This is a genomic window from Frankia sp. BMG5.23 (genome assembly GCF_000685765.2).
Lineage (GTDB): Bacteria > Actinomycetota > Actinomycetes > Frankiales > Frankiaceae > Frankia > Frankia casuarinae.
In genome coordinates, this window is the sequence record NZ_JDWE01000020.1 from 25,852 (window position 1) to 51,500 (window position 25,649).

18 protein-coding genes are annotated in these 25,649 nt (G+C 71.7%); 7 read left to right on the top strand and 11 right to left on the bottom strand.

What is annotated here, in order from left to right:
- Position 1: 1 nt before the first annotated feature.
- Positions 2-766 (bottom strand): response regulator transcription factor, encoded by a 765-nt coding sequence (locus BMG523DRAFT_RS11405; protein WP_023840282.1) that lies wholly within the window; start codon positions 764-766, stop codon positions 2-4.
- Positions 767-893: 127 nt separating this feature from the next.
- Between BMG523DRAFT_RS11405 and BMG523DRAFT_RS11410 the strand changes: the two genes are divergently transcribed.
- Complete coding sequence (locus tag BMG523DRAFT_RS11410; protein WP_035732755.1) at positions 894-2,009, top strand: undecaprenyl-diphosphate phosphatase; 1,116 nt, start codon at positions 894-896, stop codon at positions 2,007-2,009.
- Positions 2,010-2,259: 250 nt separating this feature from the next.
- On the opposite strand, the gene BMG523DRAFT_RS11415 is transcribed toward BMG523DRAFT_RS11410, so the two are convergent.
- The 3 genes from BMG523DRAFT_RS11415 to BMG523DRAFT_RS24455 are packed head-to-tail and all read right to left on the bottom strand — an operon-like array spanning position 2,260 to position 4,255.
- The gene (locus BMG523DRAFT_RS11415) at positions 2,260-3,450 is read right to left on the bottom strand and encodes an amidase (RefSeq protein ID WP_200923107.1); all 1,191 of its coding nucleotides are present in this window, start codon (positions 3,448-3,450) and stop codon (positions 2,260-2,262) included.
- Positions 3,447-3,644, bottom strand: coding sequence for a hypothetical protein (locus BMG523DRAFT_RS25900; protein WP_235463089.1), 198 nt, complete (start codon positions 3,642-3,644; stop codon positions 3,447-3,449). Before BMG523DRAFT_RS25900 ends, BMG523DRAFT_RS11415 begins: the two co-directional genes overlap by 4 nt.
- The gene (locus BMG523DRAFT_RS24455) at positions 3,644-4,255 is read right to left on the bottom strand and encodes a hypothetical protein (protein WP_035958252.1); all 612 of its coding nucleotides are present in this window, start codon (positions 4,253-4,255) and stop codon (positions 3,644-3,646) included. Before BMG523DRAFT_RS24455 ends, BMG523DRAFT_RS25900 begins: the two co-directional genes overlap by 1 nt.
- Before the next feature lie 440 nt (positions 4,256-4,695).
- Between BMG523DRAFT_RS24455 and BMG523DRAFT_RS11430 the strand changes: the two genes are divergently transcribed.
- From BMG523DRAFT_RS11430 to BMG523DRAFT_RS11455, 6 genes are all read left to right on the top strand, one after another.
- Positions 4,696-5,217, top strand: coding sequence for a flavin reductase family protein (locus tag BMG523DRAFT_RS11430; RefSeq protein WP_035958251.1), 522 nt, complete (start codon positions 4,696-4,698; stop codon positions 5,215-5,217).
- Between the two features lie 278 nt (positions 5,218-5,495).
- Complete coding sequence (modA, locus tag BMG523DRAFT_RS11435; RefSeq protein ID WP_011436817.1) at positions 5,496-6,308, top strand: molybdate ABC transporter substrate-binding protein; 813 nt, start codon at positions 5,496-5,498, stop codon at positions 6,306-6,308.
- Between the two features lie 970 nt (positions 6,309-7,278).
- Positions 7,279-9,972, top strand: coding sequence for an AMP-binding protein (locus BMG523DRAFT_RS11440; protein WP_043591141.1), 2,694 nt, complete (start codon positions 7,279-7,281; stop codon positions 9,970-9,972).
- A gap of 96 nt (positions 9,973-10,068) precedes the next feature.
- Positions 10,069-11,271 carry an alpha-hydroxy acid oxidase gene (locus tag BMG523DRAFT_RS11445; protein ID WP_043591157.1) on the top strand — a complete coding sequence of 401 codons (1,203 nt, stop codon included), beginning with the start codon at positions 10,069-10,071 and terminating at the stop codon, positions 11,269-11,271.
- A gap of 68 nt (positions 11,272-11,339) precedes the next feature.
- Positions 11,340-14,831 (top strand): DEAD/DEAH box helicase, encoded by a 3,492-nt coding sequence (locus BMG523DRAFT_RS11450; protein ID WP_011436820.1) that lies wholly within the window; start codon positions 11,340-11,342, stop codon positions 14,829-14,831.
- 197 nt (positions 14,832-15,028) lie between these two features.
- Positions 15,029-15,847, top strand: a complete 819-nt coding sequence (locus BMG523DRAFT_RS11455) for a metalloprotease (protein ID WP_023840275.1) — start codon at positions 15,029-15,031, stop codon at positions 15,845-15,847.
- A gap of 5 nt (positions 15,848-15,852) precedes the next feature.
- Here the strand turns inward: BMG523DRAFT_RS11455 and BMG523DRAFT_RS25280 are convergent, their stop codons facing one another.
- The 7 genes from BMG523DRAFT_RS25280 to BMG523DRAFT_RS11485 form a co-directional block, all read right to left on the bottom strand.
- Positions 15,853-16,020: a hypothetical protein gene (locus BMG523DRAFT_RS25280; protein ID WP_157493410.1), complete on the bottom strand. Its 168-nt coding sequence runs from the start codon at positions 16,018-16,020 to the stop codon at positions 15,853-15,855.
- Between the two features lie 209 nt (positions 16,021-16,229).
- Positions 16,230-18,332 (bottom strand): hypothetical protein, encoded by a 2,103-nt coding sequence (locus BMG523DRAFT_RS11460; RefSeq protein ID WP_023840273.1) that lies wholly within the window; start codon positions 18,330-18,332, stop codon positions 16,230-16,232.
- A 162-nt stretch (positions 18,333-18,494) separates the two neighbouring features.
- Positions 18,495-19,580: a small ribosomal subunit Rsm22 family protein gene (locus tag BMG523DRAFT_RS11465; RefSeq protein ID WP_049760911.1), complete on the bottom strand. Its 1,086-nt coding sequence runs from the start codon at positions 19,578-19,580 to the stop codon at positions 18,495-18,497.
- A 160-nt stretch (positions 19,581-19,740) separates the two neighbouring features.
- The gene (locus tag BMG523DRAFT_RS11470) at positions 19,741-20,514 is read right to left on the bottom strand and encodes a thioesterase II family protein (RefSeq protein WP_011436824.1); all 774 of its coding nucleotides are present in this window, start codon (positions 20,512-20,514) and stop codon (positions 19,741-19,743) included.
- Positions 20,515-20,757: 243 nt separating this feature from the next.
- Positions 20,758-22,017, bottom strand: a complete 1,260-nt coding sequence (locus BMG523DRAFT_RS11475; protein ID WP_035910857.1) for an MFS transporter — start codon at positions 22,015-22,017, stop codon at positions 20,758-20,760.
- 256 nt (positions 22,018-22,273) lie between these two features.
- On the bottom strand, positions 22,274-23,647 hold the full coding sequence (locus tag BMG523DRAFT_RS11480) for an FAD-binding oxidoreductase (RefSeq protein WP_051623844.1): 1,374 nt from the start codon (positions 23,645-23,647) through the stop codon (positions 22,274-22,276).
- Entirely contained in the window at positions 23,644-25,641 is a 1,998-nt protein-coding gene (locus BMG523DRAFT_RS11485) for a rhodanese-like domain-containing protein (protein ID WP_043591160.1), read from the bottom strand. The genes BMG523DRAFT_RS11480 and BMG523DRAFT_RS11485 overlap by 4 nt, the downstream gene beginning before the upstream one ends.
- Positions 25,642-25,649 lie beyond the last annotated feature (8 nt).

Consider the following 25,649-nt stretch of genomic DNA (forward strand, 5'->3'; position numbering starts at 1 on the left):
GCTACGATCCCCCGTCGACGACCGGGCCGGGCGCGGCAGACGCACCGGGCGCGGCAGACACATCAGGTGTGCGGGACCTCCCGGGCGGCGTCTCGGCCGGGGTCCGTAGCCGGTATCCGACCCCGCGGACGGTCTCGATGAGCGACGGACCGTCCGGAATGTCGATCTTCCGGCGGACGTAGCGCACGTACTGGTCGACGATGTTGGAGGTGCCGTCGAAGGCGAAGTCCCAGACGTGATCGACGATATAGGTACGGGTCAGAACCTCGTCGGGATGGCGCATGAGCAGGTGGAGGAGCGCGAACTCCTTCGCGGACAGGTCGAGTGGCGATCCAGCCCGCAGGACGCGGTGCTCGGCCGGGTCGAGGCGAAGATCCCCGATCCGCAGGACGGTGGGGCGTTCCACGGCCCCGCGCCGCACGAGCGCCCGCAGCCGGGCGGTCAGTTCCCCGAAGCTGAACGGCTTGGGCAGGTAGTCGTCGGCACCCGCGTCGAGACCGCGGATACGGTCGTCAACGTCCCCCCGGGCGGTGAGCATGAGCACCGGGGCCCAGCGGCCCGCCTCGCGCAGGCGGCGGCACACCTCGAATCCGTCGAGACCGGGAAGCATGAGGTCCAGGACGATCGCGTCGTAGCCGATCTCGGTCGCCTGCCAGACCGCGTCGGCGCCGTCACCGACGACGTCGACCGCGTAGCCCTCCTCGACCAGGCCACGGCGGAGCAGGGCGGCGGTGCGCGCCTCGTCCTCGACGACCAGTACCCGCATGGAACGGATCGTAGAGCTGCTGCGAGCGCAGAACCGCTCCGGTCTGCGGCCGGTGTCACGGCCGGTGGCGCCGCGGGACTCGGTCATCACACCATGTTCACATGATCGAAGGCGCACGGTGCCGGGCATGTCCTCGTTCAGCTACGCCGAGGCGGGCGTGATCGGTGCCCTGCAGGGCGCCACGGAGTTGTTCCCGGTGTCCAGCCTTGGTCACAGCGTGCTCGTGCCGGCTCTCATCGGCGGCCGATGGGCAGCGGACCTCGACGTCTCCGCGCCCGAGTCGCCCTACCTCGCCTTCATCGTCGCCGTGCACGTGGCCACCGCCGCGGCGCTTATCGTCGCCTTCCGTGACGACTGGCGGCGCATCATCACGGGCCTGGCCGTCTCGGTCCGGGACCGGCGGGTCACCACCGCCGACGGCCGGCTCGCCTGGCTGATCATCCTTGGGACCGTTCCGGTGGGCATCGTCGGGCTGCTCCTCGAGCATCCGCTGCGCACCCACCTGGGCCGGCCGCTGCCGGCCGCCGTGTTCCTCACCGTGAACGGCATGATCATGCTGCTGGGGGAGCGTCTGCGCCGCCGGTCGACGACCGGCGGCGCTCCCGGGCCGGCCGGATACCGGGACGAGCACACCATGCCGATACCACGCTCGGCGCCGGTCACGGGCCGCAGGGTCGGGACGCGCCCGGCCTCCGGTCCCCTGGTAGCTCACGGATCCGCACCCGGGTCCGGGCCCGGCAACCACTCGAAGGCCGTGACGACCGAGACGGCACTACCCGAAGCCGAGGATGTGACACTACCCGAAGCCGAGACAGCACTACCCGAAGCCGAGACAGCGGCCCGGCACGCCGACCGGCGGCTCGCCGCGCTGCCGCGCCTGGACGCCCTGCTCGTCGGGGTGGCGCAGACCGCCGCCCTGGCTCCGGGAATCAGCCGGTCGGGCGTCACGATGATCGCTGGCCTGTCCCGGGGACTCTCCCACCTCGACGCCGCCCGGTTCGCGTTCCTGCTCGCCACCCCGGTGATCCTCGCCGCCGGCCTGCTGAAACTCCCCGACCTCCTCGGCCCGCTCGGAGACGGTGTTCGCGGTCAGACCCTGTTCGGGGCGATCGTCGCCGGCGTCGTGGCCTACGTGTCCATCCGGTTCCTGGCCCGATGGTTCGAAACCCGCACGGCGACCCCCTTCGCCGTCTACTGCCTGGTGGCCGGTGCCCTGTGCGTCGTACGTTTCGGGATCTTCTGACGTTTCGGGATCTTCTGAACGGCACGGGACAGCAACGGGACAGCGCTGGAGGGCCCAGGACTCGGGTTCGTGCCACCAGCCGCAAAGTAGCTCTCTGTAGTGGCATGGTCCGTTTCGGAGTGGTTCGTAGTCGACGGTGACCCGGTCGACGGCGTCTTGGACGTCGTCGTCGGTGGGCAGGGTGTAGATCCGGACGGTGTCGACGCGGGCGTGGCCGAGGAGTTCGGCGACCAGGACGAGGTCGGCGCCGTCAAGGCACGAACCCGAGTCCCGGGCCCGGTAGCCGTCGTCGCCATGTTCGGATGGGCGCGGTGGGCATGGCGCGGGCCACCAGAGCGACGGCGAGAAGGTCGGCCTCGCGGCCCGGTGGGGCGACCAGGTGCAGGCCAACCGGTTCCCCGACACCGGTTAGGCCTGCTGGGATGCTGATCGCAGGATGGCCGGTGATGTTGAACGCCCAGGTGAGTGCCACGCTCATCGTCTCCCCGGGCCCCTGGTGGCCGTGCGGGGGGTTGGGTGTGGTCGGGGTGGCGAGCAGGTCGTGCCCGGCGAACAGGCCACCGAGAGAGCGCAGCAGGGCGGCCCGGGTACCGGCGGTGTCCTGGCCGCTGTGACGCAGGGACACCCAGCAGTCCGCCGGGTCGGGCAAGCACGGCACGGCATCGGTCACCGCGAGCGCGCCGGCTCGGGCGAGGGCGTCCAGGTGGGTGCGGGCCACCTCGGCGACCGCCGGGGCCGTATCGGCGAAACCGAGCGTGGCCGACCACGCCGTGCGCAGCGGCCGGTCGGGGCGGCGCAGCGCCGGCAGGGTCGCGGTGCCCGCGACGGCGTCGAGGTAGGCGGCCGCGTCGGCGGGCTCGCGGGCCAGCACGCCGGCAGCGTTGAGACCCGCGCGGTCGCGGGCGGGCACCCGGCCGCCCGTGAGTTTCAGGCCCACGACGCCGCACCACGCCGCCGGGATGCGCACCGAACCGGCGCCGTCGCTGCCGGTGGCCAAGGGAACCAGGCCGGCGGCGACGGCGGCGGCCGATCCGGCGGACGACCCGCCGGGGCTCCAAGCCGGGTCGTGCGGATTGAGAGTCGGGCCGCGGTCGGTGTGCCCCCAGGTCTGCCAGGTAGTGCCCGGGCCCGGGGTGGCGGTGGCACCGACCGGTACGCAGCCGCCCGCGAGCAGCCGGCGGGTCTGGGTCGAGGTCAGCCCCTCGGTAACCTTCACCCCCAGAGGCACCCCGGCCAGCGGCGGCCGTTCGCCCGCGCGGACCCGGCGGTCCACGTCGGCCGCGTGGGCGTACGCCTGCTCGGGCCACAGGGCGGCGAAGGCCCGCACCGCCGAATCGCCGTCCGCGATACGCGCAAGCGCGTCGCGGGTCATCTGCTCGGCGGATAGCTCCCCGGCGTGGACCAGGGCGGCGATGCGCAGCGCGGACAGTCCGCCGCTCACCGGGGCCGCCGGGGCGGGGTGGGGATCGGTGGAGGAGGTGGCGGTTCCCGCCGGGGTGGGGTACGAGATGGGGACGGGTTGCGGGTCGGGAAGGCGGCGCGCGTCGTGGTCTGGGCGCGGGTCCGGGGCGACGCCGGGGGCAGCGCCCAGGGGCGCAGGTTCGGGTCGGCCTCCTGGCGGACGATGCGTTCCATCAGCACGGCCATCTCGACCGGGCCGACCCCACCGGGCACCGGGGTGATCCGCTACGGGATCCCGACGGCGCTGGGGTGGATGTCGCCGGCCACCGACCCGTCGGCGCGCGGCATGAACCCGGAGTCCACAACGAGGCACTGGTGGGCGCCGATGTGCTCGCCGATGTGCTCGCCGGTGAGCAGGTGGGCTGTCCGGTGGCGGAGACCACGATGTCGGCCTTGCGGGCGGCACGCAGGTCGTCGCGGAAGGCGCCATCGCGGTAGTCGAGGTCCACGCGGGTGAAGGTCTGGGGCCCGCCGTCGTCATCGGGGGAGGAGAACGGCCCGTGGTGAGTGATCCAGACCAGCGATGCGGGGTCCAGGGTGGCGTAGGGCCGCATGGCCGCGAGGAACGCCACGGCGACCCCGGCCATATCGCCGCTGATCCCGAGACGGTCGGGGTTGTCGGCCAGCTCGGACAGGACCGCGACCGGCGGTTCGGGTGCGGCGCGCAGCACCAGCCGGGCCAAGCAGTGCGCCTGCCCCCCGACGGCATGCTGCCAGGTGATCAGCGCTGCGACTCGTCTGGCCTGCACGGAGTCGAGGACCAGAGTCTGGGTGTCATCGACCATCCGATTCCCCTTTCGTCATGGCGGTCCGTCACCGTGACCGTTCCGATACATACCTGTACCAGATGCATCGGTAATTGCTCGTGGCCAAGGGAAGACAGATCGTCTGATCGACGACCTCACGTGCTGCGTCACACCTAAACACTGCCGCTACAGAGAGCTACTTTGCGGCTGGTGACACGAACCCGAGTCCCGGGCCTGGAGGGCCGCATGATTCTCGCTCTCGGCCCGCGGACCCGCCGCGACCTGTGACGACCTGTGACGCCCCTCCGGTCCGGCGCCCGGAGGTGGTCTGATCGACCCATTGACCAACCATTAAGATAGATTTAGTGTAGAAGGGTGCACTGCACCCAGTGGGACACGGCTACCCAGTGGGACACGGCGGACGCACAGGTGTCCGGTTGAACCCCCACTCGTCGCCTGAACCTCGGCAAGCATCCAGCATGACGGCCTCGCTTCGCCAGACCCAGGGTCCGTTCAGGGCGCGCGCCGTCGACGGCGGCCTGTTCCGAACCGTTTTCCGCGGCCATCCGGCCGGCGTGGCCGTCATCACCGCCGACGCGGGCACGGGACCCGTCGGCTTCACCGCGACCTCGCTCGCGTCGCTGTCCGCCGAACCGCCGATGGTGGTCTTCGCCATCTCCTGCGGTGCCTCGTCGTGGCCCCGTCTGCGGGTCGCGGAGACCTTCGTGGTGACCCTGTTGTCCTCCCAGCAGGAGGAGGTCGCCCGGCGCTTCGCCCGCAGCGGGATCGACCGATTCGCCTCGCCGACCCGCTGGACCAGGCTGCCCACCGGCGAGCCCCTGCTCGACGGGGGACGGGCGTGGCTGCGCTGCTCCGCCCGGCCACCCGTCGAGGCCGGGGACCACTTCCTCATCATCGGCCAGGTCCTTGAGGCGGACGCCGACCCGGAGGCGTCCCCGCTCATCTACCACGACCGGACCTTCCACGTCCTGCCGTCGTAACCCGCGGCCGGCCAGAGGAGCATGACCGGCTCAACCGGCTCGGCACCGCTCTCGACCCTGCCCTCGGCACCGCTCTCGACATCGCCCGCCGAGCGGGGCTCCGGTCGCCGTGGCGCAGGCCCCGGCCGCGCATCGGCACACCACGGAACAACCCACCTGTTCAGCGCGCAGATGCGGAACTATCATGCACAGAGTTTCGTATCTGCGGATTAGCTCAGCGACATGGTCCGCGGCTGCGGCAGTCGGACAACGGGTGAACGGGTGGAGGAACGGGACACGTGAGATTTCGCAGGATGAAGACGGTGGCCCTGGCGGTGCTCGGCGCCGGGCTTCTCGCGACCGCCGGATGTGGCGGCAGCGACGGCGGCGCTGCCGCGACACCCTCCGCCACGGCCAGCAGCGCCGCGAGCGGAGTACAAGGGACCGTCAAGGTGCTCGCCGCCGCCTCGCTGACGGGGTCGTTCACCCAGCTCGGCAAGGACTTCGAGGCCGCGAACCCCGGATCGAAGGTGACCTTCTCCTTCGCCGGCAGCTCGCAGCTGGCCCAGCAGATCACCTCCGGCGCCCCGGCCGACGTGTTCGCCGCGGCGAGCCCGGCCACGATGAAGACCGTCACCGACGCCGGCGACAACGTCGGCGCGCCCAAGGTCTTCGTCCGCAACCAGCTCGTCATCGCCGTACCGAAGGGCAACCCGAAGGGCATCACCGATCTGCCCGCCCTGACCAAGCCTGGGGTGAAGGTCGCGCTGTGCGCCGAGCAGGTGCCCTGCGGAGCCGCCGCGAAGAAGGCGCTCGCCGCCACCGGAGTGAACCTGACCCCGGTCACCCTGGAGCAGGACGTCAAGTCCGCACTGTCGAAGGTCACCCTCGGTGAGGTCGACGCCGCGCTGGTCTACCGCACGGACGTCAAGGCGTCGGCGGGCAAGGTGGACGGCGTCGAGTTCCCCGAATCCGCCAAGGCGATCAACGACTACCCGATCGTCGCGCTGAAGAACGCGCCCAACGCCGTCGGCGCCACCGCGTTCGTCAACTTCATCCTGTCCGACAAGGCGAGCACCGTGCTGACCAACGCGGGATTCCAGGCCCCCTGACCCAGGCCCCCTGACCCAGGCCCCTGGCCGAGGCCCCTAGCCGAGGTCCGCCACGGCATCCCACGATCCGGCGAAGGACCTCTCCGCCTCGGGCCCGCGGGACGGTGTCCCCCTCCCGCGGGTTCGAGGCCGCCTCGGGGTTCGAGCTGTTCGAGCTCCCTCCGGGCCACCAGGTGTTAGGCGTTGTATGAACCGCTCCCTTCGGGGGCGTTGTGGCTGGCCGATGTACGGCGAGGACGAATTCGTGTTCGCCGCTCCACGCACCGGCGCCCGCGGCTACCTACTCAGTCGACGAGGGTCGCGATCTGGCTCTTGCCACCCTTGCCGATGATCAGATCGCCTTCGAGGTGGCCTTCGAGGTGGCCTGGGACGGCGCACCGCGCCTCCAGGTCAAGGGACACCACGTCCTATCAGATCCAGCCCTGTGACTGGATCCACACGTGGTGCGCTGACCTATTGAGACCGCGCAGAAACACGCCATTAATGCTACACAATGCAACAGATGGTTACGCGGAAAGGCTCAGTAACGTGGTCGACGTCGATACCACTCCTGGTGAGCAGTTCCTCGGTATCCCGAGCGGACCGGGCCAATCGCGAGTACCACCGGAATCTTGCGAACTCTGGCACCGGCACCAACGGCCCGACGGCGCGAAGACATATCGGTCGATCATGCCGACCGCTTCCACCGACCCTGCCGCAACAGACCCGGCTCGGCCAATAGGGAGACGAAGCGGCGCTTCGCGTCGAGCCGTATCGCGGGCGCCAGGTCCTTATGGCAACCATACCCTTACGTTAATGATTAATATGGCCTGGATGGTCGGTCGCAAAGCCGTTCGTGTTAGATATGAACGGATCTGAACGGACCGGAGCGCGGTCACGGCTCCAATACCAGTGCCCGCCCGGGAGGCGCCATGACAACACCGCCCGTCCCTGGGGCCACTGACCTGGCTGGCGCGAGGAAAGGCCTGGCATGAGGAAAGGCCAGGTCACCCAGGCGGTGCCGGTACCGCCGCCGCTGCGTCCCGACGACCGGTTCGGAAACGTCGTCGACCGGATCCGCACCGTCGCCATGGTCTGCCACGACGTCGTGGCGGTCCGCGACGAACACCGTGCCGTTACCTTCGCCCAGCTCGTCGCCTGGGTGGACGTCGTCGCCGACCGCATCCTTCGGCAGCCCGCCGCGGCTGACCCGGACATGCCCGTCGCGGTGCTGTTGCCCCACGGCGCGAGCGGGATCGCCGCCGTCCTGGGCGTCATCGCGAGCGGCCGGCCCTGCGTGCCCCTCGACAGGATGCATCCCACCGACCGTCTCGCTCAGGTCGTGGGACTGGCGGGGGCCTCGGTGTGCGTCACCGGACCGACTGGCTCCGCCGACCAGCGGACTGCCGCCGCGCTGCCGGGGATCGTGGAGACTATCGACGTCGGCGACGAGCGCGTCGCCGACTGGTCCCCGGCGCTGGCTGACCGGGTGGCGTCGACCGCGCCGCGCCGGGCCGATACCGATCCAGCCGTGCTCATCTTCACCTCCGGGTCGACCGGAGTACCGAAGGGTGTCGTGTGGCACCACCGCGCCCTGCTGGGCATCCACTACGCCATCCAGGTCCAGGACGTGATGCGGCTGGTTCCGGGCGACCGCCTGCCGCTCTTCCTGCCCTACTCCTTCATCTCGGGGATGAACCGGACGGTCGGTGGCCTGGTCTTCGGCACCACCCTCGAGATGTACGACCCTCGGGTCCGCGGCGTCCGAGACCTGGCCGACTGGCTGCGCGCCACCCGGCCGGCCGGCATCGTGGCCACGCCGGCGCTGATCCGGATCGTGTTCGGCTGCCTTGAGCCGGACGAGGTGCTCGACGACCTCCGATTCGTCATGTCGGTCGGCGAGGCGATCTACGCCCGCGACGTCGAGTTGGCCCGCCACCACCTACCGCCGGCCGCGGCGTTCCTGGTCTCCTACGGAGCCTCGGAGCTCGGCACGGCGACCTGTGCCCCGATCTGGTCGGACGACGACCTGCCCGACGGCGTGATGCCGGCCGGGCGGCCGGTGGTTGACGTCGCGGTGAGGGTGGTCTCGCCGGATGGCATCGAGATGCCGCCCGGTGAGACGGGGGAGATCGTCGTGATGGGCCACTTCATCACGGGGGGCTACTGGCGGGCGCCGGCGGCGAGCGCATCGCGGTTCGGCATCGGGCCGGACGGCACACCCACCTACCGCACCGGAGACCTCGGGCGCATCGACGCCAGCGGCCAGCTCAGGGTTGTCGGCCGCAACGACGCGGCCGTGAAGATCCGTGGGTACCTCGTCGAGCCGATCGAAATCGAGTCCGCCCTGCTGGCGAGCTCGGATGTGCTAGAAGCCGTCGTCGTGGCCGACAGGACCACGCAGCGGGCCCGCCTGGTCGCCTACGTCGTCCCCGTGACCGGCGCCCGGGTCTCACCGGCCTCGATCAGGCGCCTGCTACGGGCCAAGCTGCCGTCCTACATGGTGCCGGCCACCGTCATGCTGGTCACCGCGCTACCGAGGACCGACCGCAGCAAGGTCGACCGACTGAACCTGCCCCCCGCCGGTCCGAAACCCGGCCAGGACCCGCCCCGCGACCAGTGGGAAGAGGCCGTCGCCGGTGTGTGGGCCGCCGCCCTGCACCTCGACGACGTCGGTATCCACGACGACTTCGTCGAACTCGGCGGCGATTCCCTCATCGCCGAAGAGCTCCTCACCAGAGTCGCCGACGAACTCGGTGTCAAACTCCCCACCTCCACCGTCGCCGACGCCCCCACCGTCGCCGAGTTCACCGCCCGCCTGCGCAATGCCGGCACCGACGTCCTACGCCACCCCACCGTCGTCCCGCTGCGCACCACCGGCAGCGGCGGGCCCCTCTTCTGTTTCTGCGGCGCCGGCGGCCTCGCTGTCGGCATGCTTGGCTTTGCCCGCCACTTCGACGGCGAACGCCCCGTCTACGGCGTCCAAGCCCACGGCCTCGAATACCGCGGTCTCCCCGACTGGTCCATCTACGCCGCCGCCCGCCGTCACGCCCGCACCCTGCGCCTACTCCAACCCGCCGGCCCCTACTACCTCGCCGGCCACTCCTTCGGCGGCCTCGTCGCCCTCGAAACCGCGAGACTCCTCACCGAGGCCGGCGAGCACGTCGAACTGCTCGTCCTCATCGACAGCTTCCTGCCCGACACGTCCTCCGGCGTCTTCGCGGGAGGAGTGCAGCCCTCTCAGCTTCCAGTTCCGGGGGGCCCGACCAGGAGCTCGAATCCGGCCCCAGCCTTGGACCGTGCGAGGGGATCGGCTATGGGCCCGGCGCGCGCGGGGGCTGCCGCACGGGTCCTGCTCGGCTGGGCCCGGCAGGCGGCCCAACTCCCGTTGGCTGGCGTCGTTCAGTTCAAGGGCATGAACCAGTACGACGTCTTCTACAACCAGTCGCGGGTGCTCACGAGGTTCTACCGGCCCAAGCCCTGGAACGGGCGGGCGCTGGTCTACCTGGCGGCCGCCTCGCCGCCGCACCGTACGGAGGCCTGGCGCCCGCTGCTGACCGGCGAGACGACCTACCGCACCGTGGGCGGCGACCACGACACCGTGCTGCGCGAACCCGTCGTAAGCGAGATCGCGGCCGACATCCGGGCGGTCCTCGCTGGCTGTACCAGCTCCCGCAAGGCGTGAACGGCTGCCGCTTGAGTGCTTCCGGAGTGACTGGCAATCCTGGCGACCGGGAGAACGCGATCCCGTGGCCAGGCCGACAGCGAAAGGTCCGTGTTCGTGAGGGTGCAGGACGCAATCAATGTCGAGGACTTCCGGGAACTGGCGCGCCGCAGGCTTCCCCGGGCGGTTTTCGACGCCATGGAGGGCGGCGCCGGCGACGAGGTGTCGCTCAGGCGTAACCGCACGGCGTTCGACCGCATCGAGTTCCGCCCGCGGCCGCTCGCCGACGTCGCCACACGAGACCTCTCGACTACCGTGTTCGGCGAGCGGCTGTCGATGCCGATCATGCTGGCGCCCACGGGCGCGGGCCGCCTCGCGCGCTCGTCCGCGGAGATCGCTGTGGCGAGGGCCGCGGCGCGGGCGGACATCGTGTACATGCAGAGCACCGTGGCAGCCTTCCCGCTCGAGGATGTCGCCGCGCGCTCGACCGGCACGCTGTGGTATCAGCTCTACCTGCCCCCCAACCGCGCCGAGGTCGGGAACCTCGTCCGGCGGATCGCGGCGGCGGGTTACCGGGCCCTGGCCATCACCATCGACACGCCGGTCCTGGGCAACCGTGAACGCGACACCCGCAACAAGCTCATGAGTCGGCCGCCGCATCCCAAGATGCTGCTGCAGGGGGCCAGCAAGCCGGCGTGGGCGACCGATTTCATCCGCGGCAAATTCGACTTCATGCGCAAATTCGACTTCATGCGCGGCCAATTCGGCGCCGGCCGTCCCGGCGGCCCGTCCCGGCTAAGCCTCAACCAGACCCGAGCGACAATCAAATCGTCGTCGGACTGCGTCACCTGGGAGGACGTCGAGCGGATCCGGTCGTTGTGGGAAGGCCCGTTGCTCCTCAAGGGCCTGATGCGCGGGGACGAGTGCGACCGGCTCGTCGAGCTGGGCGTCGACGGTGTCGTGGTCTCGAACCATGGCGGGCGGCAGTTGGACGGCGTCCCCGCGACCATCGATATTCTGCCGGAGGTGGTTGACGCGGCGGCGCGCAGACTCACGGTGTTCCTCGACGGAGGTGTCCGGCGAGGCAACGACGTGGTCAAGGCGCTGGCCCTCGGCGCCGCAGGGGTCTTCGTGGGTCGGCCCTACCTGTACGGCCTCGCCGCGGGCGGCGAGGCCGGTGTCCTACGGATGATTGAACTGCTGCGCGTGGAATTCGACCACGCGATGGCACTGCTCGGCGCCGCGACCGTGGCGGACCTCGACCGCAGCCTCGTCTCGGGCGCACGTATCCCCAGCACCCTCTCACCGTCGACGCGATAGGCCATGCCTGTCGACGGCCGAGTCGGGCTGCTTGGCGACCTTCCGTCACCGCCTGCTACCTTAACGGCATGCTCTCCGTGTCGTGGCAGGGACCCGGCACCGCCGGTCTCCGGACAGCCGTCAGCGAACGTTCGTATGCCAGAGGTGTGCACTACGCCCAGCAGAGCGCGGTCACGAGGATCGACTGGGACCCCGACGAGAACACCCTCCAGGGCCGGGTGCGTGGAAGCGGCGGCGAGGTCTACGCGACGAACGCGCAGTTCTCGGGTGACGGTCCGTCCTCTTGGACGTTCCAGTACGGCTCGTGCACCTGCCCGGTGGGCGCCGACTGCAAGCACGTCGTGGCGCTGGTGCTGACGGCCACGACAGGCGCGACGGCCACGGCGAGCGCGGCAACGGGTGCGGCGGCCCCCGGCCCATCGGCGCGGCGGTCCGGGTCCTCCCCGCGGTCGGCTCGGCCCCGGCCGGCTCAGCCGCGGCCGTCCCGGTCGGCTGCCTGGACCGAGGACCTGGGAGAGCTGCTGGGTTCCTCGCCCGCCGTCGGCGGCGGCCATGGCGGGGCCGCCGGGACGACGCCGTTGGCCGTCGAGCTGAGCTTCACGGCGGATCCGCCGGCCCACGGCGGCGGGTCCGAGCTGGGCCTGCGGGTCACGGCCCGGCTGGTGCAGCCGGGCCGGAACGGCTGGGTCAACGCCATCGGGTGGGACGCCCTCAACGCGGCGTACCAGACCCGCGAGTACCAACAGCCGCAGGTACGGCTGCTGCAGGAGTTCTTCGCCGTGTACCGGGCCCATGAGGAGCGGTATGGGTACTCGTACTACTCCTCCTACTCTTCCGGCGGCGCGAAACGACTCGATCTCTGCGCGTTCGAAAGCCGGCAGCTCTGGTCGATGCTCGACGAGGCCGAGGCGGTCGGCCTCCGGTTCGTGCATGCCCGCAAGAAGCTCGGCGACGTGAGCCGGTACGGTTCCGCGGAACTGTGCCTGAACGTCACCCAGGACGAGAGCACGCAGTCGCTGGTCGTGGCTCCCCTGCTCCACCTCGGCGGGACGGCGACGGACGCCGCCGTGTTCTCGTTCATCGGCCGCGACGGCCACGGCGTCGTGTACGTCGACCGGGCGGAGGTCCTGACCTCCGACGACCATCGGGACTGGCACGTCCGGCTCGCGCGGCTCGCCCAGCCGGTGCCGCCACGGCTGCAGCGGATGGCGGTCGGGAACCGGAGCCTGCGGGTGCCCCGCAGCGAGGAGTCCCGCTTCCGCGCGGAGTTCTACCCGCGCCTGCGGCGCCTGGCCCCCGTGGTGTCCAGCGACGGTTCCTTCGAGCCGCCGGAGGTGCCGCCGCCGGCCCTGGTGCTGCACGCCTCCTACGGCGATGACCACGAACTCGACCTCAGCTGGGGATGGGCCTACGAGGTCGGCGGCGAGCGGATCCACGTGCCGCTGTACGCGACGGAGCCGGACGGCACCGAACCGGACGGCACGATGCTGCCCGCCGCGACGCCTCCCGCCGCGGAACCGGACGGGTTACGGGATCCGCGCCAGGAGCAGGACGCGTTGCGGGACGTGCTGGCGGCGCTGGATCTGCCCTCCGGCACGGCCGCCCTGCTCGCCGGTGACCAGGGTTCCGGTCTGCGGCCACGGGTGCGGCTGCGCGGCGTCGACACGATGCGCGCGACGACGGAGCTGCTCCCGTTGCTGGCGGACCGGCCCGGGGTGGCCGTCGAGGTCAGCGGTGACCCCGCGGCCTACCGGGAGGCCGGCGACTCGCTGCTCATCGGCCTGTCCACCGACGATGTGGTGGGCGAGACCGACTGGTTCGATCTCGGGGTCACCGTCACCGTGGAGGGCCGGCAGGTGCCGTTCACGGACGTCTTCCTGGCGCTGAGTCAGGGGCAGTCGCACCTGCTCCTCGCCGACGGCGCCTACTTCAGCCTGCAGAAGCCCGAGCTGCAGTCGTTGCGGCGACTGATCGAGGAGGCGCGGGCACTACAGGACTCACCCGGCGGCCCGCTGCGGATCAGTCGGTTCCAGGTCGGGCTGTGGGAGGAGCTCGCCGGGCTCGGTGTGGTCGAGCGCCAGGCGCGGTCGTGGCGCCAGCAGGTGACGGGGCTGCTGGAGCTGGGTGCCGAGGGCCAGCTCGAACAGGAGCCGCCGGCGACGCTCGCGGCGACGTTGCGCTCCTACCAGCTCGACGGTTTCCGGTGGCTGGCGTTCCTCTGGAAGTACCGGCTGGGCGGGGTGCTCGCCGACGACATGGGCCTGGGAAAGACGCTGCAGACGCTGGCGCTGGTCTGCCACGCCCGGCAGGCCGATCCCGAGCTCGCGCCGTTCCTCGTCGTCGCGCCGACGAGCGTCGTGTCGAACTGGGCCGCGGAGGCGGCCCGGTTCGCGCCCGGGCTGCGAACGGTGGCGATCCGCGACACGCAGCGGCGGCGTGGCGAGGCCCTCGACGAGGCGGTGTCGGGCGCCGACCTGGTGATCACCTCGTACACGCTCTTCCGCCTCGAGCACGAGGAGTACGCGAGCCTGGCCTGGTCGGGCCTGATCCTCGACGAGGCCCAGATGATCAAGAATCACCAGGCGAAGGCCTACCGGTGCGCCCGGCTGCTGCCGGCGCCGTTCAAACTGGCCGTCACCGGGACCCCGATGGAGAACAACCTGATGGAGCTGTGGTCGCTGCTGTCGGTGGCCGCGCCCGGCCTGTTCCCGAACCCGATCCGCTTCCGCGACTACTACGCCCGGCCGGTCGAGAAGCAGAACGACGTCGAGCTGCTCGCCCAGCTCCGACGGCGGATCAGGCCGCTGATGATGCGCCGCACCAAGGAACAGGTGGCGCCCGAGCTCCCGCCAAAGCAGGAACAGGTCCTGGAGGTGGACCTGCACCCGCGGCACCGCAGGCTCTACCAGACCTATCTGCAACGGGAACGGCAGAAGGTACTGGGCCTGGTCGACGACATGAACCGCAACCGCTTCACGATCCTGCGCTCGCTGACCCTGCTGCGCCAGCTCAGCCTGCACGCCGGCCTGGTGGACGACCACCACGCAGACCTGCCGTGCGCCAAGATCGACGCTCTGTTCGAGCAGCTCACCGACGTCGTCGACAGTGGTCACCGGGCCCTGGTCTTCAGCCAGTTCACCGGATTTCTCGGCAAGGTACGCGAACGGTTGTCCGCCCTCGGTGTGGAGCACTGCTACCTCGACGGCCGGACCCGCGACCGGTCCACCGTGCTCGAGCGGTTCAAGACGGGGTCGGCCCCGGTTTTTCTCGTCAGCCTGAAAGCCGGCGGGTTCGGCCTGAACCTGACCGAGGCGGACTACTGTTTCCTGCTCGATCCGTGGTGGAATCCCGCGACCGAGGAACAGGCGGTGGACCGGACGCACCGCATCGGGCAGTCCCGCAACGTCATGGTCTACCGCCTCGTCGCCCGGGACACGATCGAGGAGAAGGTGATGGCGATGAAGGACCGGAAGGCACGGCTGTTCTCCAGCGTCATGGACGACGGTGACGTGTTCAGCTCGACGCTCGACGCCGACGACATCCGCGAGCTGTTCGCCTGACGCCCCCGGACCGCCTCTGCCTCGTGGCCGGTGGCCTGACGGGCGCGGGCGGGTTCACCCGGTTCCACCGATGGGCGCCCATCGGGGCCTGTGGCCGGGCCGTCGACCGGCAGCTAGGCGAGGTCAGGGCGTCGGCGCCTGTCAGGGTGACGACGTCGGGTTCCACACACCGGGGCGGACCTCTACGGTGATGCCTCGTGCGGGTCATCTGGGCGGCGTTGGCCGCGATCGTCGTGTCCGTCGGGGTACTGACCGGCTGCAACGCGTCCCCCGCGGCGGACGCGGCCGCGGGGGACGCGGCCGCGGGGGACGCGGCCGCGGGGGGGACATCGGTGAGCACGTCGGCGGTGCCGATCGCGGCCGCCGGGGAGTGCGGAGGCAGGGTGACCGACCTCGCCGGGGTCGAGAAGCTCCTCTCCGAACCGGTCGGCTGCCCGGGCGGCACGAACAGCTTCTGGCACGGCGAACTCGGCGACGCGTGGACACCACCGCGGTTCGTCCCCTACCGGGACGGCCAGGTTCCGCAGGACGCCTGCGGCGCGCAGGTGAACGATCCCAAGCAGTTCGCGGACAACGCACTGTACTGCCAGCTCGACGACACCGTCGCCTACAGCGTCGACTTCATGACGGAGCTGTTCCAGGCGGGTGGAGCGTCCTACCCGCTGTTTGTGATCATGCACGAGCTGGGCCATCGGGGCGCCCGGATCGGCGGGACGATCGGCGTGGTGTCGCGCGCGGAGGAGAACCAGGCCGACTGCTTCGCCGGCCGCCAGGCCAAGAGCGCGCACGACGCCAAGCGCATCGCGTTCACCGACGCGCTGCAGGGCGCGCTGCTGTTCTACAGCATCGGCGACACCCGCGACAGTGGCTGGTTCGACCAGGAGGCGGCCTCCGCCCCGGGCGCCCACGGCACCCCCCGTCAACGCGCCCAGGCCTTCTCCTTCGGCTACCTGCGCGACAGCGACACCTGCCACCGGCTCGGCCAGTCCGAGAGCGGAAGCGTGCCGCTGTTCTGACCCAGCTACGCCAGTAGCGGGGTGATGTTGGCCGGCTGAGGCTGCCACCAGGGCGTGACCGGCACCTCGCCGCCGCCCTCGACCGGCTCGACGCCCTGCCCGCCGCCACCTGACAGCTGGCCGCCGAGCCCCCGCGCACCCGTCGCACCACCCCACCCCGACCTCACAGCCACCCCCACACCCCGGAAAGGACCCCGGCCCGCCCGGAGCAACATTCGGGCTCTCGGCGTACCCGAAACCGGCCGGGAAGCCCTCCCCACCGATTTCGATCACGAAACCGACCGGCAAACAATCACCATCACGCTACTGGCGGATTTGGGTCTGACCCCGGCGCCGCACCGGTCAAATCCATCGAATTATCTGGTCACGATCCGTTCCCCGGTCACGTCGCACCGACCGAGACGGCCAGCGCCGGACGGACCGGGGCGGGCAGCCATCCCGCTCCGGGCCGGTTCGGCACCTGACGCCAGCCCAGGCCGGGCACGAGCAGGGCCAGCTCTCCGGAGGGACGCCGGGCCAGCGGGATCCGCTCCTCCCAGCGTGCCGCACCGGCTCCCGTCGGCACGGTGAACCCGACGACGAGCTCGTCGGGCAGCGTCGCACCGGCGATGCCGAGCTCGTCCGGTCCGAGCGGGGTGCCGGTCGTCACCGTGAAGGTGTGCGTGATCCCGGGAGCGTCCGCGGGCCCGGCGTTCGCGGGCCCGAATTGGACGGTTCTGGTCGTGGCACCCAACCGGATGTATAGGGTGCCACCGGAGCCACCAGCACCACCGGGATCGCGCGCCGTCACCTGGACGCGGACGCGGTTGCCGGCGACTTGGCGCAGCGCGGTGAAGGACCCGAAGTAGCTCGCGGGCGCGGCCGGGTCGACGATCTCGTCGGGACGCAGCCGGTAGACCGCCCGGCCCGGCATCCGGTCGGGCAGGGTGGCCGTGCCGGCACCGATGTCGGCGGCGTACACCACCGGCCCGGCGAGGTCCGGGGTGTTCCGCAGCATCTGGTACGGCACCTGGGTGTAACGGCTCGGGACGCCGGGCGTCACGACGACCACCGCCGGGGCCGGGTAGCGGTCCGGCAGCAGGGCGTCGAGGAACGCGTTGCGGTCGTTCACCCATCGCTGGCCGGCGACCTTGTCCGGGATCGCGTCCACAGTGAGGAGGATCAGGCCCGCGGCGGCGAGGACCGCGATGACGGGTCTGCGCAGACCTGATCCGCGCAGAACGGGTCGCCGCGGGACGGGTCGGGCCGGCGGAGAGCCGGTGCCGGGCCACGGGGAGAACCACCGTTCGCTCATGGACCACACCCGGCGGGCGCCGTCGGCGGCGAGAATCATGATCGGGGCGAACGCGGCCAGATGGTAGTGCGGACCGAGACCGTTGAGCAGGCCCGGCATCGCGAACGCCGAACCCCACCAGAAGAAGTAGCCGCCACCGACGGCGGCGACGATGACGACCAGCAGGACGCGCTCGGGACGGCGGTGCGCCCGCAGCGCGCCGAAGATCGCGAGTACGAGGACCGCGACGCCCCCGAACACCCAGCTCGGGGCCGCCACGACGGTGCCGTGCAGGGCCTCGAGGGCGAGCCGGCGGGTGAACAGGAACGTCGGCTCCGAGGGCAGGATGCGACGCGGCCCGAAACCGAAGCGGTCCAGCGGATCGGAGGCCGACAGCGGCGCCCGGAGCGCAGAACCGGTCACCCGCCGGCAGTACGCCAGGAGCACGACAACGAACGGCGCCAGGCCGGCGAGTGCCCAGGCGGTCCGGTGCGCCACGGCACGCATGAACCGACCACCCGCGGACCGGCCACCCGCGGACCGCCACAGCCGCGCCAGCACGAACACCACGACGGGAACGGCGACGATCACCGCGTCGAAGGGCCGCAGGAGCAGGACGAATCCCAGGCCTGCCCCGCCGCCGATGAGCGACAGCCGCGCCCCGGTCCGGCCGCCACGCAGCAGCGCCGCGCACGCCAGGGTCAGCGTCGCGGCTCCGCACGCGTAGGCGAGGGGCAGCGAGGTGTGTACCAGGACGAGCGGGGACAGCGCGACGAACACCGCCGCCGTGACCGCGGTGACCGCGTCGTCGAAGAGCTCGCGGGCCAGCCGGTACGTCCCGGCCACCCAGCCGGCCGCCACCAGGGCCGGGGCGACGGCCATGGTGGCGAACAACGCCTGGGACGCGGCGAGCAGCGCCGGCCACCCGGGAAGGTACTTGGTGAACACCCGCCCGTCGTGCTCCCCGGTCAGCCAGGGCCGGAAGAACGGCTCGACGGTGTTCGCGTCCAGGGTGAGGCGGCCGTCGAGCAGCATGCGCGCCTGCAGGACGTAGGCCGCCTCGTCCGCGTCACCCGAGCCGTGCCGGTACAGCGTCGCCTGCAGGACCAGGCTGACGACAAACGAACACCCGCAGATGGCCGCGACGATCAGCGCCGGCGTGCGGCCCGACCGGCGGGCCCGGCGGCGGGCCGCCGTCGACCCGCCGTCCATCTGATGGACCGGCTTCGACGCACACCGACACGGCATAACAGACAACGGCATAACAGACATAAGCGTAGACAGCCGGTAACTGGCCATGACTGCCGGGTACCAGGTCAAAGGGTTCCGGTCACCGGGTTCCGGTCACCGGCGGGTCCCGACGTTGACAGCGGGTCAGCGCGGCCCGGTGCCGGGCGGGACGGCGTCCCCCCAGGAGGCCCGCCGGGCCCAGCGGTAGGCCTCCTTCTCGCTGCGGGAAACGACCACGTCACGCTGCCGCGGCATGACCACGTCACCCTGCCGCGGCGCCTCGCAGACCGTCAGGCGGACATGGCCCGAGCGGGCCCGCGGCACGCGCAGCACCCGACCGGCGGCGTGCGCGGGCGGCCGGCGCGACGCGACGAGGTAGGAGTACTTCTCGTCCTCGTACCCGAGCGCACCGTCCTTCATCGCCCGGTGCAGTGCGCTGCGCTCGACCCGCCGGCCGAAGTGGCACCAGTCCCCCGCCGTCATCGGGCAGTCGTCGTCGGCGGGGCAGGGCGCGGTGATGGTCGCGCCGGTCTCGACGAGCGCCGAGCGCGCGGCGCGGATCCGCGCGAAGCCGGCCGGGGTTCCCGCGTCGATGATGACCAACTCCGCCGCGGTGGCCCGCCACCACGCGGCCACGGCTGCGGCCCGGTCGCCGTCGGCGAGCTCGCCCAGCACATAGGCCGCCACTGTCAGGTCGGCCCGGTCCGCGCCGTCGCCGGGCGGGGTGAGCACGGACGTGCGCTGCCAGGTCGCGGTGCCCAGCGCCGGCGCGCCACCGCGGCGGGCCAGCCGGCGACCGACGTCGATCATCAGCGCGGACCGCTCGACCAGGACGGCCCGGGTCACGCCGGGGAAGACCGCCAGCGCGGCCCAGGTCGCCGTCCCGGGACCCGCGCCCAGGTCGAGGACGGACCCGGGCCGCCAGTCCGGGCGGCGCAGCGCCACCTCACCGAGAACCGCGCGGGTGACCGCCAGCGTCGCGGGCAGTCGGGCGGCGAGGTAGGCCTGGACGTGATCCGCCGTCAGCTCGCCGTCACCCGGTGTGGCGGTGTTCGCGCGATACCGGTCGGACAACTCCCGGTAGGCGCGGGACATCGCCCGCGCCGGCGGGGTCCCCACGGACGCGCCCGTCTCGGCCGCGGCCGCGGCGAGCAGACCGGCCACCACACCCTCGTGTCCCTCGTGTCCCTCGCGTCCCTCGCGTCCCTCGCGTCCCGACCCGTACCGCACGGTCGAAGCGTAGCCGCGGTGCCACGGCCCCGAACGAAATACGCTGACGCGAATCCCGCCCGGGGTGCCGCCGGTGCCCGTGGTGGGGGTCACGTCCAGGTCGACACGTCCAGGTCGACAACGTTGACCGACGAGCCAGCCGGCGGGGCAAGCCGACGGGTCAGAGCGAGGGCCCCGCGGTGGCCGCGGGAACCAGCCCGGCCGAGACGGTGTCGATGACGGCGGCCTGCTGGTCCGACAGATAGAAATGGCCACCGGGAAAGACCTTCAGCGTGAACGCACCGGTCGTGTGCGCCCGCCATTGTTCGGCCTCGGCCACGGTGGCCTTGGCGTCGGAATCCCCGACCAGCACGGTAATCGCCGTACCGATCACCGCGTCCGACGGGGCAGAATACGTTTCGATCGCCCGGTAGTCCGCCCGGGTGGGCGGCAGGATCAGCTTCAGTATTTCGGGATCGGCGAGGATGCGCGGGTCGGTTCCACCAAGCGCACGGATTTCCCGCAGAAAACCCTCGTCGTCCAGGAGATGCACGGATTCGGCGCGGGAGGCCGACGGGGCTCTGCGGCCGGATGCGAACAGCACGAACGGCACCGGGCCGCCCGCCGCCTCCAGCCGGCGGGTCACCTCGAAGGCGACGGTCGACCCCATACTGTGACCGAAGAACGCCAGCGGGCGGTCGGTGAGGGGACGCAGCACGTCGGCAATGCGGTCCGCGAGGGGTTCGATGGCCGTCTCGGGCCTCTCCGTCCGCCGGTCCTGGCGGCCCGGATACTGCACCGAACGCACCTCGGCGACCGGCGACAATGCCCTGGATAGCGGAACGTAGAAGCTTGCCGCGCCGCCCGCATGGGGAAAACAGACAAGCCGCGGGGCGCTCGCCGACGCCGGATGGAAACGCCTCAGCCACAGATCGACGTCACTGGACACGGCCACCGCCGCGGTCGGATACTCGCATGATGATAGTACACCGCTCTCGTGATGGAATCGAATTATCCGGGGAATCCCTCAGTCTCCAGCTTAGGCGATGCAAGGGTTCCCGGGGCTCTTTTCCGCTCGGCGTTCGACTCGGCGTTCGACACATCACCTCCGGCAACAGGACCACTAGGTGGCGGGCGGCCCGGTGTGGGAAACGGGAAAGTGTGGCGGGTTAGCAATGGCGGAGACTGTGGACCGTGACTAACCCTCTACAGTTCGGGCGCCGGGCGCCGGGGCGCCGGGGCGTGGCGGGTCGTCGACGGCCGCGGCCCGCATGCGGTCCACCACCAGTGTGGCGATCGCGGCGGCGACCGAAACGAGACCTCCGATGTAGAACCCGGCGCGGGCGCCACGGTGCTCGGTGAGCCAGCCGACGAACAGGGCACCTAGCGGCGTCGATCCCTGCAGGATCAGGGTATAGATCGCCATCACCCGGCCTCGGTACTGCGGATCGCTGCCGAGCTGGATGCGGTGGTTCGCCGCCTGAGCGAAGTAGATCGTCGCGAAGCCGGTAGGGATCAGGAGCACGGCCGCCGTGGCATAGCTGGGCGCCCAGCCGGTCACCGTCTCCAGCAGGCCGAACGCGAGCGCGGATCCGATCACCATGCCGGCCGACGGGCGGGTGCGGCGGGCGGTCGTCACGAGGGCCGCGAGCAGCGATCCGGCGGCGAGCCCGCTGGTGAGCAGCCCGAAGGCCGCCGCGTCGGCATGAAATACCGTCCTGGCGAGCAGGGGCACGGTGAGCTGGAAGTTCAGGCCGAACAGCCCGATCGTCGCGACGAGTCCAAGCACGAGCACCAGGTCCTCCCGGCCGAGCACGTACCGCAGTCCGTCGACGACGCGGGTGGAGGTCGCCCGGCGCGCGTCGCGGTGCATCTCGGCCGGGCGCATCATCCGCAGACCCACCACCGTCGCGAGGTAGCTCACGGCGTTGAACATCATGACCGGGCCGGTACCGAAGCCGCCGATCAACGGGCCGGCGACGGCCGGGCCGGCGACCCGGGCGACGTTGAAGTACGCCGCGCTCAGCGCCGACGCGTTGGGGAGGAGTTCGGCGCCGACCAGCTCGCTCACGAATGCCATCCGGGTCGGCATCTCGACGGCGTTCACGAGACCGAGGCCCAGTGCGAACAGGCAGATGTGCCACAGCCGGACCGTGCCGGTTAACACCAGCAGCGACAGCGCCAGGGCGAGCAGTCCGGAGGCCAGGTTCGCGACGGTCAGTAGCCGGCGTTTGTCGTAGCGGTCCGCGAGCCTTCCGCCGTAGAGGGTCAGCAACAGCATCGGGGTGAACTGCAGGGCGGTCACGAGGCCCAGGGCTGTTCCCGAGTCGCCGCTCAGCGAAAGGACGAGCCAGTCCTGGGCCACGACCATCATCCAGGTTCCCGTCACGGACAACACCTGGCCACCCGCGAAGAGCCGGAAATTGTAGACGGACAAGGAACGGAAGGTGCCCTTGATGATGGTCTTCTCCTCGGGACGACGAAGTCATGAGGCGAACAGCGCGCCCGGCCCCACTGCCCACATCGACAATGATGGGGCGCGCGGCCGAGACTGTCCCCGTTCTCGTGTTCTCGCCGTTGGGACTGTTCTCACCATCGGTAGCGATTCTCACTGTCGGTAGCGATTCTCACCATCGGGAGCGCTGGGAAGATTCGCCCGGTCCCCGCCCACCGTGCGAGAAGCGACACTCACGGCGGCGCGGGCCGGTCAATGGTCAGATCGCGCGGCCCGGGTTGAGGATGCCGGCCGGGTCGAAGACCTGACGGAGCCGGAGTTGCAGGTCGTGGCTGCGTGAGCCGAGCTCCGTGGCGAGCCAGCGCCGTTTGAGCACCCCGACGCCGTGCTCGCCGGTCACCGTTCCGCCCAGGTCCAGCGCGGTGGCGAAGATCTGCTCGGCGGCGTGCCAGGCACGCTCGGGGATGGCGGGGTCGGCGGGGTCGACGGGGTCGACGGGGTCGACCACGATGATGGGATGCAGGTTGCCGTCGGCGGCGTGGGCCAGAGTGAAGATGTCCACGCCGGTGGCGGCGCCGATCTCGACGATGCGCGCGGCGGCCTGCGCCATCCGGCCGCGCGGCACGGCGATGTCCTCGATGAGCACCCGGCCGAGGCGCTCCAGCGCGGGTAGCGCCGAGCGGCGCGCGGCGAGCAGCGCCTCCGCCGTGGCCTCGTCCACCGACCGCCGGACCTTCCTCGCCCGCTCGGCGAGAATGCCCTCGACGGCATCGGCCTCCTCTCCCGCGCCCGACCCGTCGGTCTGGACGAGCAGGAAGACCTCGCCGGCGGAGGCAAGGTCGCTGCCGGTGGCGGCGTCGACGGCCCGCACCGTGCGGCCGTCGAGCAGTTCGGCCACGGCCACGACGATCCCGGCGACGCCAAGCGCGGTGACGGCCTCGGCGGCCTCGGCGAAGGTGTCGAAGAAGGCCGCCAGGATGACCGTGGAGCGCGGCGCGGGCCGCAGCCGCACGGTGGCGCCGACGACCACCCCGAGAGTTCCCTCCGATCCGACGAACAACCCGGTCAGGTCGTAGCCGGCGACCCCCTTGACGGTTCGCCGCCCGGTGCTGATGCGCTCGCCGTCTGCGAGGACGACGTCCAGACCGAGCACCGACTCCCGGGTCACGCCGTACTTCGCACAGCTCAGGCCCCCGGCGTTCGTCGCGATGTTCCCGCCGATGGTGGAGATGGCCGCGCTCGCCGGATCCGGCGCGTAGCACAGGCCGACCTCGCGGGCCGCCCGATCGAGATCGGCGGTGATCACGCCAGGCTCGACGACCGCGACCGCGTCGGTAACCGACAGCTCGCGGATGCGGTTCATTCCGGACAGGTCGAGCACGACGCTGCCCGCCGAGGCCGCGGCTCCCCCGGCGAGGCCGGTACCGGCGCCGCGCACCGTCACCGCTACCCGCGCCGCGCTCGCCGCCCGCAGCACCGCCTGGACGTCGGTCACCTCGCGCGCGAACGCGACGCCGATCGGGCGGCCCGCGGGCTGCCAGCCGGACCGGTCCCACCGGTGGGCGTTGACGACGGCCGGATCGGTGCTCCACTGCCCGGCCGGCAGCGCGACCGCGAACCGCGCCGGGGTCATTGCGGACCCGTGGCGACGGGCCGGTCGGGGTCGGCCGACCAGGCCGACCAGGAACCCGGGTACAGGGCGGCGTCGATGCCGGCGACGGCGAGCGCGGCGATCTCGTGGGAGGCCGTCACTCCGGATCCGCAGTACACCCCGACCGGCCGCGCCCGCCCGCCGGCCCCGTTCCCGTCGCCGCCGACGCCGACGTCGCCGCCGCCGCCGACGCCGAGGGCCGCGAACCGGGCCCGCAGCTCGTCCCGGGGCAGGAACCGGCCACTCGCGTCGAGGTTCTCCCCCGTCGCGGCGCTCACCGCTCCCGGGATGTGGCCGGCGCGCGGGTCGATCGGTTCCACCTCGCCGCGATACCGCTCGGCCGCACGGGCGTCGAGGAGGACACCCTCGCGGGCCACCCGGGCGGCGCCGTCCGCGTCGAGCACCGGCAGCTGACCGGCGTGCAGGACGATGTCGCCGGGCGCCGAGATGATCTCGCCGGTCTCGAGCGGGAACCCGGCCTCCTGCCAGGCCGCGAGTGCCCCGTCGAGGATGCGGACGTCGGCGACGCCCGCCCAGCGCAGCAGCCACCAGGCCCGGGCGGCGGACAGCCCGCCGACCGCGTCGTAGACCACGACCGCACGCCCGGCGGTCAGCCCCCAGCGCCGGGCGGCCTGCTGGAGGTTGACGAGCTCGGGCAACGGATGCCGCCCGGCGGTCCCGCCCGGTGCGGCGGCGAGCTCGGTGTCCAGGTCGACGTAGACCGCGCCCGGCAGGTGGCCCTCGCGGTAGTGGTCGTGCCCGTGGGGGTCACCCAGGGCCCAGCGGACGTCGAGCAGCAGCGGCGGGCCGGGCGAGAGCAGCTCGTCGTGCAGACGTCTCACGTTGACGAGGACCTCCCCGAGCGCCACGCCGGCACGTGTCCTGCCGGCATCCGGGGCCACGTCGGCATAGGGGACCACGTCGGCATAGGGGACCACGCCGGCAGGTGCCGAGGCCAGCAGGGCGGCGAGGTCGGCCTGGTCGAATCCGCCCGGCGGCGTGCCGGTGCGCGCCGCGGTGGCGATCCGCCGCTGCACCCCGGCGTTGACCGGTGCCGCCAGCCCGTGCAGGCGGGCCAGCAGCACGATCTCGCCGTTGAGGAAGTCCGACTCGACCGACCCGCCACGCGCCAGGCTCTGCCAGGTGGAGCTGCCCTCCCGGGAGAAGCCGGGGATCTCGTGCGGAACGAGGCCGGACAGGTCGAGCCCGTCGTCCGGACAGACGCCGGCGGTCTCCACGCCGGCCGCGGCGAACACCCGCCGCGCCTCCTCGACCAGCACGGCAGCCGCCGCGTCGCGCAGCTCGCTCGGAGCGTAGATCGCGTCGAGGTTGTAGGCCAGATTGCCCAGCAGCTTGCCGGCCTTGCGTCGGTCGATGTCCGCGACGACCGCGACGGCGAACGAGGCTCGGCGCAGGTCGGCCGCGACAGCCTCGGCGGTCGGGTCGTCAACGGCGCCGCGAGGGGCGCGGCCCAGGTAGAAGGCCGCCGCGAGCGGGGCCGCCGGGGACACGACCTCGCCGGGTCGCACGTGCGAGGAGGGGCTGAGGACGACCGCGTCGATCACCGTGGCGAACCGGCGCAACGCCGTACGGGCGTTCTCGATCCCGTTCTGAAGCAGCACGACGGGCAGCGCCTCCGCCGCCGTGCGCCGCGTGCCGTCAACGTCAACCGGCCGCCATGCCCACTGCGCGAGCAGCGCCTCGGAGTCCTGCGACTTGGTGGCGAGGACGAGCACGTCGTCACCACGCAGGTCGACCTCGTCCGGGCCGCCGACGACGTCGAGGGGGATCCGCCGCTCGTCGGGCTCACCGCCGGGCGTGGCCGGCGGTCGGATGTAGCGCAGCCCGCCCGCCCGCAGCGCCGCGAGGTTCGCGCCCCGGGCCACGACGACGACGTCGATCCCGGCGAGCCGCAGCTCCACGGCGACGGTCGCGCCGACGGCCCCGGCTCCGATGACGATGTACCTGCGACTCACCGTGCGTG